Consider the following 15656-nt stretch of genomic DNA (forward strand, 5'->3'; position numbering starts at 1 on the left):
CCCGGCTCCTAGCGTGATTTTTCGAAAGGTTTGATAAAGCTTATCTTAGGCTCTTTCCACGGACCCTCGACGCGATAATGCACGCTGGCGTATCGCGCCACGCGATCACCGAGCAGCCGGTCGACCAGGAACAGCGCCCCGCCGATGGCTGGCGCGCCGACAATCAGTGCGGCAATCGGCAGGTTGTTGGTCACCGGCAAGGTCACCAGCAGGTTGGCATCGACCCGGTCGCGGACCATATCCAGGGTGCCATCCAGTTCAAGGTTGCTCGATGGGCCGGTCAAGGTAATCGGCTCACGGGTCACGTAGACCCCTTCACTGGCCACCAGCAGGCCCTTGACCCGGTCGTAGCTCAGGCCCTTGTCGAGCAGGTCGGAGAAATCCAGGCGCAGGCGCCGGCCAATCGAGTTGAAGTTGAGCAGGCCGAACACCCGCAGGGCCTGGGCACCGCCTTCAACTTCAACGAACTGGCCTTTTCGCAAAGCGGCATCGAGGCTGCCGGAGAAACGCTTGAGGCCGACCCAGGCGGGCGAGCCGGGCCAGCGACCATCGACATCCAGGCGAAAATCACGACTGGTGACTGTCGGGGCAAAGTTGAAGGCCTTGAGGATGTCCGCCAGGTTCTTGCCTTCCAGGCGGCCCTTGTACCAACTGCTGCTAGCGCCCGGGGCACCTTCCCAACCGCCGTTACCGTCGATCTGCAGGCCTTTGACGTTGACGTCCAGGTCATTGAGGGCGATGCCCTTGGCGGTCGGGCGGACCTTTACCGCCCAACTGCCGAGCAGGTCGTCACCGCGGAACAGCTTGTCGATGGTCAGGTCAACGGCCGGAATCTTGCGCGGATCGATACTGGCCATTGGGTCCGGGCCATCATCGGAAGAGGCTTCGGCAGGGTCGGCGGCCGGCAGGTGAATGGTCTGCAGGTTGATCACCATCGGTGCGCCCTTGGCATCCGGGATGCGGGCGTTGCCGATGACTTCCTTGCTGTCCAGGCGCACGGCCCACAGGTTACCGCCTCGATCCACGCGAACCACCGCCTGGGCCAGGTTCAGGCCAAAGCCCTTGAGCTGGCCGATACTCAAGTCGACGCCGCGCAGCACCTGCTTGGCACTGCCACCCGGGTCATTGCCGGCAACGCGATCAAGCTGCTTCTGCCAAGGCTCCAGATCCAGCTCGGGCAGACGACCACGCACCCGCAGGCCCTGGCCAGGCGGCAACTGCGCGGTACCGGCGCCAAACAGCACTTCGCCACGACCCTGGTCGAGCTTGTCCATGGGCGCGGCGTAGATGGCCTTGGCGACATCGGCGTACACGACATTGAAGCGCCGCTCCGGCCCCTGCAGGCTCATGCTGAACTGGCTGTTGCGGGTCTCGTTGGCAGCCTTGCCGAAAGGCGCGGGTAAATCCACCGCCAGGCCCTTGAGGCTGGAGTCGACGGTCAACTGGTTATCGCGGCTGCCCAGGCTCACCTGCAACTGGTAAGGCATTTCACCGGAGAGTGGCAGGGCCTGCTTGACCTGCAGCCAATCGGCCAGCGACTTGAGCGGCATTTGCCCCTTGGCGTTGACGCGGGTCTGCATCTGGCCGGGTTTTCCTTCGGCAAAGATCTGCGCGGTGATCGGTTTGTCGAAGGCCCTTGCGCTGATGTTCTCACCGCTCAGACCCTTGTCGAAGTCGAAGCGGAAGTCACCCTTGAGTTGGTGCAGCTCCAGGACTGGCGAGGCGATCTTCAGCCGCGCATCGCGGGTATCGAAGTCGACCACGATCTTCGGTTGCTGCCCCTTGGCCAAGGGGATATCCAGCTTCAGCTTGCCTTTGAGGCTGCCCTCGCCTTCCCAACCGGCGAAGATCGGCCCGGTACCGATAGGCGCGTCCTGGAGGATTTTCAGGCCGTCACCAAGCCCGCCGTCGAATTCGCCGTCGAGGTACAGGTGATTGTGTTCACCGGCCGCAACATGGGGAATGTTGACCTCGACGTTGCGCACCTGGGTATTGAGCAACTGCCCGCTTTGCGCCTTGATGCGCACGCCATCGTCGTCGATGAACACGTCACCGACGACTTTCTGCACCTGCGGCCAGCCAGGCTGGAAGTCCAGGGCGGCATCGTGAACCTTGAAGAACAGGCTGATGCTGCGGGCCTGTTCCGCGGCGCCGTGATTGAGTGAACCCTGGTACTGGAAATAGCCCTCGTCGACCGCGCCCTTGAGGATCGCCGTGCGCAGCCACTCATCCAGCGCCGGGCTGAGCACTTCGGGCAGGTACTTGGCGGTGTAGCGACCGTCGCCGTCGACCAGGCCGACACGTAGGTCCATGTAGTCTTCACGGGTTTCATCAAACAGCAGGCGAATGAGGAAGTCGCCCGCGATCTTGCCCTCCTCGCCCAGCACCTTGAGATACGGCGCAATCAAGGTGAAACCTTCCTGGTCCAAACGCCAGGTCAGGCGTGCGTTGGCTTTCTGGTAGTGCCAGGGCTTCTCGAAGATCGGGTACAGGTGCAGCATGAAGGCATCGGTATCCAGGCGTAGTTCGCCCTGGCCGAGATCGCCGCTGATGCTGCCACTGACATTCCCGGCTGCCGGAGCGCCGTGGTAGGCGTCAAAACCCACCCGCTCGAGGTTGGCGGCAAAACTCAGGCGCTGGTCGCCGGTGGCTTTGGGCCGCACATCCAGGCGCACATTGCGCAAGGCCCCGGTGACCTTGAGGCCATCGACCACGGCCATGAGTTTTTCCGGCAGCGGCGCCAGGGCATCGATCAGCGGCGTAACCGGGGTCAGGTCGAGGCGGTCGGCCTGGAGCGCCCAGGTTTCTTCGCCCGACTCGGTCGCAGCCGTCTGCTTGAGCTGCACGTGGGATTCCCAGCGGGTTTTGCCCAGGCTCATGGCCAGGGAGTCGACCAGTACATCGATGCCCTGCTCGCTGCGCTGGAACCAGGCATTGAGTGCCAGGTTATCGAGCTGCACCGGCTTGCGCTCGACGTAGTTGCCGCGCAGCTGCGGTGCATTGAGACGGACCACGGCGCTTTGCAGCTGGCCCTTGCCCCAGTTCAGCCACAGCTCGCCACCGGCGCGCAGCTCGGCGGCCTGCCACTGGCCCAGCAGGCGCGGCGGCAGCCAGCGGGCCCAGTCGCTTTGCGGCAGGCTCAGGTAGGCATCGACTTCACCGTCGCGCCACTGGCTGGGGCGAATGCGGCTGCGCAGGCTCACCGCCAGCGGCTGGCCATCGGGCAGGGTCACTCGCGCATCCAGGCGCTGACGCACGCTGCCGGTCTGCAGGCCAAGGCTGACGTAAGTGAGGGTCATGGGCTCGCGCTGGAACGGCTCCAGCGTCACCTGGCTGTCGACCACAGTGACTTTCGACACCACCTGGATTTGCTTGAGCAGTTGCTCGGGGTCCAGCGGCTGGTCATCTTTTTTTGGCAGCCCTTCCAGGGCCCAGGCGCCGTTTTGATCTTCGCGCAGGCTCAGTTGCAGGCCGCCGACTTCGAGGTTGGCCAGGCGCACCTGGCGCTCGACCAGGCTGGCCCAAAGGTCGGGCACCAGCTTGACGCCATCCAGGCGCAGGGCGCTCGGCCCCTCGCCGACCTGGATATCGCGTACCCGCACTATCGGCGCCAAGCCGCTCCAGTGCCCCTCCAGGGCGCCGATATGCACCGGCAGACCCAGGGCCTGCTCGGCCTTGTCCTCGACCTCGGCACGGTACTCGGCCACCAGCGGGATGAACTGCCGGCCGAGGCTGACATACAACGCAACCAGTACCGCCAGCAAGGCACTGATGCCCAGCCCCCAGCGGGTCAAGGCGCCGAGAACGCGCATCAGTCGTTCCATGCCAGTGGCCCTCCAGATCGTGCCTTAACTATGGCCGCAACCCGGCGGTTTGCCAGCCGGTGCACTGCGCAATGTGGTTCAGAACGAGTCAGAGGAGCACCACATCATATTGTTCCTGGGAATACATGGACTCGACCTGGAAGCGAATGGTTCGGCCGATGAAAGCCTCAAGTTCGGCAACGTTGCCCGATTCTTCGTCCAGCAGGCGGTCGACCACTTTCTGGTTGGCCAGAACTCGGTAGCCCTCGGCCTGATAGGCCCGGGCTTCGCGAAGGATCTCGCGGAAAATCTCGTAACAGACGGTCTCAGGCGTCTTCAGCTTGCCACGCCCCTGGCAGCAGTAGCAGGGTTCGCACAGTACCTGCTCGAGGCTTTCGCGGGTGCGCTTGCGCGTCATCTGCACCAGGCCGAGCTCGGTGATGCCGATGATGTTGGTCTTGGCGTGGTCGCGCTCCAGCTGTTTTTCCAGGGTGCGCAGCACCTGGCGCTGGTGCTCTTCATCTTCCATGTCGATGAAGTCGATGATGATGATCCCGCCGATATTGCGCAGGCGCAGTTGCCGGGCAATGGCAGTGGCCGCCTCCAGGTTGGTCTTGAAGATGGTCTCCTCGAGATTGCGGTGACCAACGAAAGCCCCGGTGTTGACGTCGATGGTGGTCATTGCCTCCGCCGGGTCGACCACCAGGTAGCCGCCGGACTTGAGCGGCACCTTGCGGTCCAGGGCGCGCTGGATTTCGTCTTCGACACCGTAAAGGTCGAAGATCGGCCGCTCGCCTGGGTAGTGTTCCAGACGGTCGGCGATTTCCGGCATCAGTTCAGCGACGAACTGTGTGGTTTTCTGGAAGGTTTCCCGGGAGTCGATGCGGATCTTCTCGATTTTCGGGTTGACCAGGTCGCGCAGGGTCCGCAGGGCCAGGCCCAGGTCTTCGTAGATTTCGGTTGGCGCGCCGACGGTCTTGATCTGGGTGCCGATCTGCTCCCAGAGCCTGCGCAGGTAGCGGATGTCCATGAGGATTTCATCAGCTCCGGCGCCCTCGGCGGCGGTCCGCAGGATGAAGCCGCCGGCGTCCTGGATGTTCTCCTGGGCAATACAGTCAGTGACCACCTGCTTGAGGCGCTCACGCTCGGCTTCGTCTTCGATTTTCAGGGAAATGCCGACATGACTGGTACGCGGCATGTACACCAGGTAGCGGGACGGGATCGACAGCTGAGTAGTCAGGCGCGCGCCCTTGGAGCCGATCGGGTCCTTGGTCACCTGCACCACCAGGCTCTGGCCTTCATGCACCAGGGCGCTGATGCTCTCGACCGACGAACCTTCGCGCAGGGAGATTTCCGAAGCGTGGATGAACGCTGCGCGGTCCAGGCCAATGTCGACGAACGCCGCCTGCATGCCTGGCAGAACCCGCACCACCTTGCCTTTGTAGATGTTGCCGACGATGCCACGGCGCTGGGTGCGCTCGACATGCACCTCCTGCAGGACACCGTTTTCCACCACCGCCACGCGTGATTCCATCGGTGTGATGTTGATCAGAATCTCTTCACTCATGGCAGGCTCTCGTCAAAGGACTTCAGTAATGATGGATCGCTCGCGGGCGACTGGCTAGGGCAGTTCTGGCTTATCCTCGCTCAACGGGCCGGCAGGCGCTGCCAGCAGGGGATGCCGAATTGACCGAGCAGCTCGGCGGTTTCATTCAATGGCAGGCCGACCACTGCCGAATAACTGCCTTCAAGGCGTTGTACGAAAACTGCGCCCAGGCCCTGTATGGCATAGCTCCCGGCCTTGTCGGCCGGCTCGCCGCTGGCCCAGTAGGCCTCGGCTTCTTCGGCACTGACGGGGCGAAACAGTACGCGGCTGCTGACATTGACGCTCAGGCAGCGCTGATGATCGGCCACGGCAACCGCGGTCAACACCTGATGCTCGCGCCCGGACAGGGCTGCCAGCATGGCCAGGGCATCTTCGCGGTTTTGCGGCTTGCCGAGAATTCGACCTTCGAGCACCACGGCGGTATCGGCGCCAAGCACCGCTACCGGGCTGTCGCCGCCCTGGGGCAACGACGCAAGGCCTGCGCAGGCTTTCTCCCGCGCCAGACGCTCGACGTACGCCGCCGCAGCCTCGGCGGGCAGCGGCGTTTCGTCGATCTCAGCACTGAGCGAAGTAAAAGGAATACCGATCTGGGTCAGCAACTCACGGCGGCGTGGCGAGCCAGAGGCCAGGTACAGCAGGGTCATCTAGACGTCTCCCTGTCAGCGTCGAAGGTGAGTGCTCAGTTGATGCTCAGGCGTCGGCGCAGACCACGCAGGCCATAGCTGATCCACGGCCAGAGCAAGGCGCTGATGACTGCCGACCAGATCAACGCCAGGGTTGGCAGGCGATTACCGGTCAGGGCGCTGAGCCACAGCTGGATCAGTTGGGCCAGGCCGAAGATCACCAGGATCACCAGGCTCTGCTGCCACATCGGGAACATCCGCAGGCGCTGTTGCAACGACAGTACCAGGAAGGTGATCAGGGTCAGCACCAGGGCGTTCTGCCCAAGCAAAGTGCCATACAGCACATCCTCGGCCAAGCCCAGGACGAATGCGGTGGTCATGCCGACCCGATGTGGCAGGGCCAGGGTCCAGAAGGCCAGCAGCAGTGCCAGCCACATCGGCCGGAACACTTCGGCGAACGGCGGCATCGGCGACACGCTGAGCAGCATGCCGATCAGAAAGGTCAGCCAGACGACCCAGCCATTACGGCTGCGGGTGCTTACCATCAGTGTCTCTCCCGGGAAATGACTGGCGCGCCCGGTACGGCAGCAGGTGCTGCAGGGGCTGCCGTGGCGGGCGGATGGGCACTGGTTGCCGGTGCGGCGGGAGCAGCAGGCGCTGGTGCGGCCGGAGCCGTGGCCGGCCCAACACCTGGCGCCGAAGCGGGCAGGCCCTGACGATCAGCTTCTTCCTGGGCAATCGCGGCATCGCTGGCCCGTTGCTCGGGCGAACGGCTGTCGGTGAACACCAGCAGCAGGTAGCGGCTGCGGTTGAGCGCAGCGGTCGGAATCGCCCGGACGATGGCAAACGGCTGGCCGGAGTCGTGGATCACTTCCTTGACCGTAGCCACCGGGTAACCGGCCGGGAAGCGCTGACCGAGGCCGGAGCTGACCAGCAGGTCGCCTTCCTTGATGTCGGCGGTATCGGCAACGTGGCGCAACTCGAGGCGCTCGGGGTTGCCGGTACCGCTGGCAATCGCCCGCAGGCCATTGCGGTTGACCTGCACCGGAATGCTGTGGGTAGTGTCGGTCAGCAACAGGACCCGCGAGGTGTAGGGCATCAGTTCGACCACCTGGCCCATCAGGCCACGTGCGTCTAGCACCGGCTGACCGAGGACCACGCCATCGCGTTCGCCCTTGTTGATCAGGATCCGGTGGGTGAAAGGATTGGGATCGACGCCGATCAGCTCGGCAACTTCGACCTTCTCGTTGACCAGTGCCGAGGAGTTGAGCAACTCGCGCAGGCGCACGTTCTGCTCGGTCAGGGCCGCCAGCTTCTGCAGGCGACCTTGCAGGAGCAAGGCTTCGGTCTTGAGTTTCTCGTTTTCAGCTGCGAGTTCGGTACGGCTGCCAAACTGGCTGGCAACCCCCTGCCACAAGCGCTGGGGCAGATCGGTAACCAGGTAGGATGGCATCAGTACCAGGCCCATCTGGCTACGCATTGGCTTGAGCAGGGTGAAGCGCGCATCGACCACCATCAGGGTGATCGACAGCACAACCAGCACGAGCAGGCGTACGCCCAACGAAGGGCCCTTGGCGAAAAGCGGTTTAATGGGCCGCTCCTCGTGGACGACGATTCAAGAGGTCATTCATACGGCAACGCACCGGCCTGCTTGCGGATTGACGGAAAACGACGCCCACACGGACGTCAGCCCAGCACATACAGGTAGCACTGTGGGCACTACCTGTAAACCGGGCGGCGTGAACTGCAGGCTCCGGCTTATTCGCTGGAGAGCAGGTCCATGGTGTGTTTGTCCATCATTTCCAGGGCACGGCCACCACCGCGAGCCACGCAGGTCAGCGGGTCTTCGGCAACGATTACCGGCAGGCCGGTTTCCTGTGCCAGCAGCTTGTCGAGGTCGCGCAGCAGGGCACCACCACCGGTCAGCACCAGGCCACGCTCGGCGATGTCCGAAGCCAGCTCCGGTGGCGATTGCTCCAGGGCGCTCTTGACCGCCTGGACGATGGTCGCCAGGGATTCCTGCAGGGCTTCAAGCACTTCGTTGGAGTTCAGGGTGAAGGCACGTGGCACGCCCTCGGCCAGGTTGCGGCCGCGGACATCGACTTCACGGACTTCGCCGCCCGGATAGGCGGTACCGATTTCCTGCTTGATGCGCTCAGCGGTGGATTCACCGATCAGGCTGCCGTAGTTACGGCGCACGTAGGTGACGATAGCTTCGTCGAAACGGTCGCCACCGACCCGGACGGATTCGGCGTAAACCACACCGTTCAGGGAGATCAGCGCGATTTCAGTGGTACCACCACCGATATCGACGACCATCGAACCACGGGCTTCTTCAACCGGCAGGCCGGCACCGATGGCGGCGGCCATCGGCTCTTCGATCAGGAACACTTCGCGGGCACCGGCGCCCAGCGCCGACTCACGAATGGCCCGGCGCTCGACCTGGGTCGATTTGCACGGCACGCAGATCAGCACCCGCGGGCTTGGCTGCAGGAAGCTGTTCTCGTGAACCTTGTTGATGAAGTACTGCAGCATTTTTTCACAAACGCTGAAGTCGGCGATCACGCCGTCTTTCATCGGACGAATGGCAGCAATGTTGCCAGGCGTACGGCCCAGCATGCGCTTGGCTTCAGTACCGACAGCGACGACACTTTTCTGGTTACCGTGTGTACGAATGGCCACAACCGATGGCTCATTCAGGACGATACCGCGCTCACGCACGTAAATAAGGGTGTTGGCAGTGCCCAGGTCGATGGAAAGATCGCTGGAAAACATGCCACGCAGTTTCTTGAACATGGGAAAGTGACCCTAGGCAACGCGTGGGTAAAAAAGTGCGGCAAACTCTAACAACGGCGGGGATTTTGGGCAAGGCACCAATATGTTAAATTGGTGGTTTTTCCGAGCAAGCCTGCACATGATCGCGGCCTTATGACCGTAATACTGCCAGCATGTTCCTCATCGCGGACCAAATCCGTTTTTGTTTCCCCAGGAGATCCCCATGGCGCTTGAACGCTGCGACGTGGAAAAGATCGCTCATCTGGCCCGACTTGGCTTGAATGAAAGCGATCTGCCACGCACTACCGATGCCCTGAACAGTATTCTGGGACTGGTCGACCAGATGCAAGCAGTCGACACCACTGGCATCGAGCCACTGGCCCACCCTCTGGAAGCCACTCAGCGCCTGCGCGCCGATGTGGTAACAGAAAGTAACCACCGTGACAGCTACCAGGCCATCGCCCCGGCGACGGAAAACGGCCTGTACCTGGTTCCGAAAGTCATCGAGTAAGGGAATAGAGCCTGCCATGCATCAATTGACCCTGGCCGAGATCGCCCGCGGACTCGCCGACAAGAAGTTTTCTTCCGAAGAGCTGACCCGTGCCCTGCTGGCGCGGATCAACCAGCTCGACCCGCAAATCAACAGCTTCATCAGCGTCACCGAAGACCTGGCCATCAGCCAGGCCCGTGCCGCCGACGCCCGCCGCGCCGCCGGCGAGAGCGGCGCCCTGCTCGGCGCGCCGATCGGCCACAAGGACCTGTTCTGCACCCAAGGCATCCGTACCAGCTGCGGCTCGAAGATGCTCGACAACTTCAAGGCGCCGTACGACGCCACCGTGGTCAGCAAGCTGGCCGAAGCCGGTGCAGTCACGCTGGGCAAGACCAACATGGACGAGTTCGCCATGGGTTCGGCCAACGAGAGCAGCTACTACGGCGCGGTGAAAAACCCGTGGAGCCTCGAGCACGTGCCTGGCGGCTCGTCGGGTGGTTCGGCGGCCGCGGTTGCCGCGCGCCTGCTGCCTGCCGCCACCGCCACCGACACCGGTGGCTCGATCCGACAGCCGGCAGCACTGACCAGCCTGACCGGCCTGAAACCGACCTACGGTCGTGTTTCGCGCTGGGGCATGATCGCCTACGCCTCGAGCCTCGACCAGGCCGGCCCGCTGGCGCGCACCGCCGAAGACTGTGCGCTGCTGCTGCAAGGCATGGCCGGCTTCGACGCCAAGGACTCCACCAGCATCGATGAACCGGTGCCGGACTACAGCGCCAGCCTCAATAGCTCGCTCGAAGGCCTGCGCATCGGCCTGCCGAAGGAATACTTCGGTGCCGGCCTCGACCCGCGCATCGCCGACCTGGTCCAGGCCAGCGTCAAGGAGCTGGAAAAGCTCGGCGCGGTGATCAAGGAAATCAGCCTGCCGAACATGCAGCACGCCATTCCGGCCTACTACGTGATCGCCCCGGCTGAAGCCTCGTCCAACCTGTCGCGTTTCGACGGCGTGCGCTTTGGCTACCGCTGCGAGAACCCGGCCGACCTCACCGACCTGTACAAGCGCTCCCGTGGCGAAGGCTTCGGTGCCGAAGTACAGCGCCGGATCATGGTCGGTGCCTACGCCCTGTCGGCTGGTTACTACGATGCCTACTACCTGCAGGCACAAAAAATTCGCCGCCTGATCAAGAACGATTTCATGGCGGCCTTCGAAGGCGTCGACGTGATCCTCGGCCCGACCACGCCAAACCTGGCCTGGAAGATCGGCGCCAAGAACAACGACCCGGTCGCTGAATACCTGGAAGACGTCTACACCATCACCGCCAACCTCGCCGGCCTGCCAGGCCTGTCGATGCCGGCCGGTTTCGTCGATGGGCTGCCGGTTGGCGTGCAACTGCTCGCACCGTATTTCCACGAAGGCCGCCTGCTCAACGTCGCGCACCGCTATCAGCAAGTGACTGACTGGCACACTCGCGCACCTAACGGCTTCTGAGGGACCACCACATGCAATGGGAAGTTGTCATCGGGCTGGAGATTCACACCCAGCTCGCCACCCAGTCGAAGATTTTCTCCGGCAGCGCCACCACCTTCGGTTCCGAGCCGAACACCCAGGCCAGCCTGATCGACCTGGGGATGCCCGGCGTACTGCCGGTGCTCAACCAGGAAGCGGTGCGCATGGCCTGCATGTTCGGCCTGGCCATCGATGCCGAAATCGGCCAGCACAACGTGTTTGCGCGCAAGAACTACTTCTACCCTGACCTGCCCAAGGGCTACCAGATCAGCCAGATGGAACTGCCGATCGTCGGCAAGGGCCACCTGGACATCGCCCTCGAGGACGGCACGGTCAAGCGCATCGGCATCACCCGTGCGCACCTTGAAGAAGACGCCGGCAAAAGCCTGCACGAAGACTTCAGCGGCTCCACCGGTATCGACCTCAACCGCGCCGGTACGCCGCTGCTGGAGATCGTCTCCGAGCCGGACCTGCGCAGCGCCAAAGAAGCCGTTGCCTACGTCAAGGCCATCCATGCCCTGGTGCGCTACCTAGGCATCTGCGATGGCAACATGGCCGAAGGCTCGCTGCGTTGCGACTGCAACGTCTCGGTACGCCCCAAAGGCCAGACCGAGTTCGGTACCCGCTGCGAGATCAAGAACGTCAACTCGTTCCGCTTCATCGAGCGCGCCATCAACACTGAAGTCCAGCGCCAGATCGAACTGATCGAAGACGGCGGCCGGGTCATCCAGGAAACCCGCCTGTACGACCCGAACAAGGACGAGACCCGCTCCATGCGCAGCAAGGAGGAAGCCAACGACTACCGTTACTTCCCCGACCCGGACCTGCTGCCGGTGGTCATCGAGAGCGCCTTCCTCGAAGACATCCGTGCGACCCTGCCGGAGCTGCCACCGCAAAAGCGCGAGCGTTTCCAAAGCCAGTTCGGCCTCTCGGCCTACGACGCCAACGTGCTGGCGACCAGCCGCGAGCAGGCCGACTACTTCGAACAGGTGGTCGGCGTGTGCGGCGACGCCAAGCTTGCCGCCAACTGGGTCATGGTTGAGCTGGGCAGCCTGCTCAACAAGCTGGGCCTGGAAATCGACCAGTCACCGGTCAGTGCCGAGCACCTGGGTGGCATGCTCAAGCGCATCCTCGACAACACCATCAGCGGCAAGATTGCCAAGGTGGTGTTCGAGAAGATGGCCGCCGGCGACGGCGATGCCGACCAGATCATCGAAGCCCAGGGCCTGAAACAGGTCACCGACAGCGGCGCGATCGAGAAGGTCCTGGACGAAGTGCTGGCAGCCAACGCCGAGCAGGTCGAGCAGTACCGCGCCGCCGATGAGGCCAAGCGCGGCAAGATGTTCGGCTTCTTCGTCGGCCAGGCCATGAAAGCCTCCAAGGGCAAGGCCAACCCGCAGCAAGTGAACCAATTGCTCAAGAGCAAGCTCGAAGGGTAATTCGCGTCGCCTGCTTAATCGCGGGTCAAGCCCGCTCCCACAGGATTGATGATAACCCTGTGGGAGCGGCGGTGCGGCGACCCGACTTGACCCGCGATGGCCACCCCACGGAGCATCTGCATACATGTGGCGTCCCCTCAGCGCACTCGCGCTCTTCACTCTGCTGGCCGGCTGCGCCAGCCACGATATCGACCCCCGCGGTTACGACAAGACCGGCACCGCCTCCTATTACGGCTCCCGTCACCATGGCAAACGTACCGCCAGTGGCGAGCCCTTCAATCAGCACGGCATGACCGCCGCCCACCGCAGCCTGCCCTTCGGCACGCGGGTCAAGGTCACCAACCTCAACAACGAACGCAGCGTGGTCGTGCGTATCAACGACCGCGGCCCGCATACCCGTGGCCGGCTGATCGACCTGTCGCGCGCCGCCGCAGAAAAACTCGGGATGATCCGTAGCGGAACCGCGCGCGTCCGGGTACAAAGTCTCAGCGACTGACCTGACCCCGGAGCACGATCATTTTCGACCTGGCCGCTTTACCCACTTTCAGCCTGCTGCAACTGTGCATCGGCCTGCTGTTGCTGATCGCCGGCGCCGAGCTGCTGGTGCGTGCCGCCCTGCGCCTGGCCGCCAGCCTGCAAGTGCGGCCACTGATCATCGGCCTGAGCCTGGTGGCATTCGGCAGCAGCGCGCCGCAACTGACCGTCAGCCTGCAGGCGGCTTATACCGGCGCGCCGGATGTCGCCGTCGGCAGCGTAATCGGCAGCAACATCTTCAATATCCTGGTGACCCTGGGCCTGGCCGCGCTGATCATCCCGCTGCGGGTCTCGCGTCAGCTAGTGCGCCTGGACATCCCACTGATGATCGCCGCGAGCCTCGCGGTGTACCTGTTGGCCTTCAATGAACTGCTGGGCCGGCTGGAGGGCGCCCTGCTGTTGTCCGGCCTGTTCGGCTACCTGGCGATACTCTGGCACCAGTCCCGGCACCACGCCCGCACCTACCCTGCCCCAGGCCCGCGCCCGCAGCGCGGCGGCCGCTTCTGGCTGGCTAGCGTGCTGCTGATGCTGACCGGGCTCGGCCTGCTCAGCCTGGCCGGCCACCTGCTGCTGGAGGCTGCGGTAGAGGTGGCTCAGGACCTGGGCCTGTCGGAACGGGTCATCGGCCTGACGGTGGTTGCCGTCTGTACTTCGCTGCCGGAGCTGGCCACCTCGCTGATCGCCGCCCTGCGCGGTGAGCGCGAAATTGCCGTGGGCAACGTGATTGGCAGCAATCTGTTCAACCTGCTGGCAGTGCTCGGCCTGACCGCGCTGGTCGCCCCCGAGCCGTTGTCGATCTCGCCCAATGCCCTGGACTTCGACCTGCCAGTGATGCTCGGGGTCGCAGTGCTGGCGTTGCCGGTGTTCTACTCCGGTTACCGGGTGACGCGCGCCGAAGGGCTGGTATTCCTCTGCCTGTACTTGGCTTATGGTCTGCACGTGGTGGCCTTCACCACCGGCATGCCACTAGCCAGCCGACTTGAAAAACTGATGCTGTTCTACGCATTGCCAGCACTGGGGGCGTTGCTGCTGTACACCACCCTGCGTGCCTGGCGCCGCCAACACTAAGGAAAACAACATGGGCGACAACAACAAATCCGGCGAACAAGTTCGCCGCCAGGTCATGGGCGATGCTTTCGTCGATCGCGCACTGAACAACGCCACCGACTTCAGCCAGCCGCTGCAGGACTTCGTCAATGAGCATGCCTGGGGCAGCGTCTGGAGCCGCGAAGGCCTGCCGCTGAAAACCCGCAGCCTGATCACCCTCGCCGCCCTCACCGCGCTCAAGTGCCCACAAGAGCTCAAGGGCCACGTGCGCGGCGCGCTGAACAACGGTTGTACGGTCGAGGAGATTCGTGAGGCGCTGCTGCACTGCGCGGTGTACGCCGGCGTACCGGCGGCGGTCGACGCCTTCCGCGCCGCCCAGGAAGTGATCGACAGCTACCAGCAGAGCTGATCGATCACTTCGGGCAAGGCCGTCAGTTGCTGACGACGGCGGCCTTCTGACCCTTCTTCTTCAGCCAGAAAGCCACGCCCAGGGTGGCGATCCAGGCCGGGATCAGCATCACCGAAATGCGGATCGGCGGAGTCAGGTACATCACCACCAGAATCAGCCCGATGAACGCCAGGCACAGGTAGTTGGTCACCGGGTGGCCCCAGCTCTTGTAGAACGTCGACTCACCCGACGCCTGCTTGGCGCGGCGGAACTTCAGGTGGGTGATACTGATGCTCGCCCAGTTGATCACCAGCGCCGATACCGCCAGGGCCATCAGCAGGCCAAAGGCTTCGCCCGGCATCAGGTAGTTGATCAGCACACACAGGCCGGTGGCCAGGGCCGAAACGCCCAAGGCGGTCAGCGGTACGCCACGGCGGTTGACCTTGAGCAAGGCACGCGGCGCGTCACCCTGGCTGGCCAGGCCGAACAGCATGCGGCTGTTGCAGTACACGCAGCTGTTGTACACCGACAGCGCGGCGGTCAGTACCACCACGTTGAGGATGGTCGCCACCAGGTTGCTGTCCAGGTTGTGGAAGATCATCACGAACGGGCTGCCGCCCTGTACTACCTTCTGCCACGGGTACAGCGACAGCAGCACTGCCAGGGCGCCGATGTAGAAAATCAGGATGCGATAGACCACCTGGTTGGTGGCGCGTGGAATGCTGTGGCGCGGGTTGTCGGCTTCGGCGGCGGTGATACCGACCAGCTCCAGGCCACCGAAGGAGAACATGATGACCGCCATGGCCATCAACAAACCGGTAAAGCCATTGGGGAAGAAGCCACCGTACTGCCAGAGGTTGGCCACGCTGGCGTCCGGCCCGCCATTGCCGCTGGCCAGCAGCCAGGCACCAAAGCCGATCATGCTGACGATGGCGATGACCTTGACCAGGGCGAACCAGAATTCCATCTCGCCGTAGACCTTCACCTGGGTGAGGTTGATCAGGTTGATCGCCACGAAGAAGATCGCCGCCGTCGCCCAGGTCGGGAAGTCCGGCCACCAGTACTGCACATAGATGCCCACGGCCGTCAGCTCGGCCATGCCGACCAGCACATAGACCACCCAGTAGTTCCAACCGGAAACGAAACCGGCGAACTCATTCCAGTAGCGGTGGGCAAAGTGGCTGAAGCTGCCGGCAACCGGCTCGTCGACCACCATCTCGCCCAACTGGCGCATGATGAAGAAAGCCATCAGGCCGGCAATCGCGTACCCCAGCAGCACGGCCGGGCCGGCCATTTGAATGGTCTGGGCAATGCCCAGAAACAGGCCGGTACCGATGGCGCCACCCAGGGCAATCAACTGGATATGGCGATTTTTCAACCCGCGCTGTAATCGCTCCGGGGGGGTCTGTTCTTGCATGAAGTATCCTTGAAGGTGGAAGGCAAT

13 protein-coding genes are annotated in these 15656 nt (G+C 63.4%); 6 read left to right on the forward strand and 7 right to left on the reverse strand.

Features of this window, described 5'->3' with window-relative positions:
- Window positions 1-8: 8 nt before the first annotated feature.
- The 6 genes from F8N82_RS20025 to mreB all read right to left on the reverse strand — a co-directional run bounded on the left by F8N82_RS20025 (window position 9) and on the right by mreB (window position 8828).
- Window positions 9-3824 carry a YhdP family protein gene (locus tag F8N82_RS20025; protein ID WP_038996961.1) on the reverse strand — a complete coding sequence of 1272 codons (3816 nt, stop codon included), beginning with the start codon at window positions 3822-3824 and terminating at the stop codon, window positions 9-11.
- An 88-nt stretch (window positions 3825-3912) separates the two neighbouring features.
- Window positions 3913-5370 carry a ribonuclease G gene (gene rng, locus F8N82_RS20030; RefSeq protein ID WP_010223400.1) on the reverse strand — a complete coding sequence of 486 codons (1458 nt, stop codon included), beginning with the start codon at window positions 5368-5370 and terminating at the stop codon, window positions 3913-3915.
- Between the two features lie 80 nt (window positions 5371-5450).
- On the reverse strand, window positions 5451-6053 hold the full coding sequence (locus tag F8N82_RS20035; RefSeq protein ID WP_038996962.1) for a Maf family protein: 603 nt from the start codon (window positions 6051-6053) through the stop codon (window positions 5451-5453).
- Between the two features lie 35 nt (window positions 6054-6088).
- Window positions 6089-6577: a rod shape-determining protein MreD gene (gene mreD / locus F8N82_RS20040; RefSeq protein ID WP_038996963.1), complete on the reverse strand. Its 489-nt coding sequence runs from the start codon at window positions 6575-6577 to the stop codon at window positions 6089-6091.
- A complete protein-coding gene (gene mreC, locus F8N82_RS20045; RefSeq protein ID WP_080764799.1) occupies window positions 6577-7623 on the reverse strand; it encodes a rod shape-determining protein MreC in 1047 nt (348 codons plus the stop codon). The genes mreD and mreC overlap by 1 nt, the downstream gene beginning before the upstream one ends.
- Before the next feature lie 167 nt (window positions 7624-7790).
- On the reverse strand, window positions 7791-8828 hold the full coding sequence (gene mreB, locus F8N82_RS20050; RefSeq protein WP_008371426.1) for a rod shape-determining protein MreB: 1038 nt from the start codon (window positions 8826-8828) through the stop codon (window positions 7791-7793).
- A gap of 202 nt (window positions 8829-9030) precedes the next feature.
- On the opposite strand from mreB, the gene gatC reads away from it, so the two are divergent.
- The 6 genes from gatC to F8N82_RS20080 all read left to right on the forward strand — a co-directional run bounded on the left by gatC (window position 9031) and on the right by F8N82_RS20080 (window position 14233).
- Entirely contained in the window at window positions 9031-9318 is a 288-nt protein-coding gene (gene gatC / locus F8N82_RS20055; protein WP_010223404.1) for an Asp-tRNA(Asn)/Glu-tRNA(Gln) amidotransferase subunit GatC, read from the forward strand.
- A gap of 16 nt (window positions 9319-9334) precedes the next feature.
- A complete protein-coding gene (gene gatA / locus F8N82_RS20060; protein WP_038996965.1) occupies window positions 9335-10786 on the forward strand; it encodes an Asp-tRNA(Asn)/Glu-tRNA(Gln) amidotransferase subunit GatA in 1452 nt (483 codons plus the stop codon).
- A gap of 11 nt (window positions 10787-10797) precedes the next feature.
- Entirely contained in the window at window positions 10798-12243 is a 1446-nt protein-coding gene (gene gatB / locus F8N82_RS20065) for an Asp-tRNA(Asn)/Glu-tRNA(Gln) amidotransferase subunit GatB (RefSeq protein WP_038996966.1), read from the forward strand.
- A 124-nt stretch (window positions 12244-12367) separates the two neighbouring features.
- On the forward strand, window positions 12368-12739 hold the full coding sequence (locus F8N82_RS20070; RefSeq protein WP_038996967.1) for a septal ring lytic transglycosylase RlpA family protein: 372 nt from the start codon (window positions 12368-12370) through the stop codon (window positions 12737-12739).
- A 62-nt stretch (window positions 12740-12801) separates the two neighbouring features.
- Complete coding sequence (locus F8N82_RS20075) at window positions 12802-13845, forward strand: calcium/sodium antiporter (protein ID WP_038996968.1); 1044 nt, start codon at window positions 12802-12804, stop codon at window positions 13843-13845.
- A 10-nt stretch (window positions 13846-13855) separates the two neighbouring features.
- On the forward strand, window positions 13856-14233 hold the full coding sequence (locus F8N82_RS20080) for a carboxymuconolactone decarboxylase family protein (RefSeq protein WP_038996969.1): 378 nt from the start codon (window positions 13856-13858) through the stop codon (window positions 14231-14233).
- Window positions 14234-14255: 22 nt separating this feature from the next.
- On the opposite strand, the gene F8N82_RS20085 is transcribed toward F8N82_RS20080, so the two are convergent.
- Window positions 14256-15629: an amino acid permease gene (locus F8N82_RS20085; RefSeq protein WP_038996970.1), complete on the reverse strand. Its 1374-nt coding sequence runs from the start codon at window positions 15627-15629 to the stop codon at window positions 14256-14258.
- Window positions 15630-15656: the final 27 nt, after the last annotated feature.

Origin of the sequence: Pseudomonas fluorescens, from assembly GCF_902497775.2 — a bacterium.
In the GTDB taxonomy this organism is placed as follows: Bacteria; Pseudomonadota; Gammaproteobacteria; order Pseudomonadales; family Pseudomonadaceae; genus Aquipseudomonas; species Aquipseudomonas putida_F.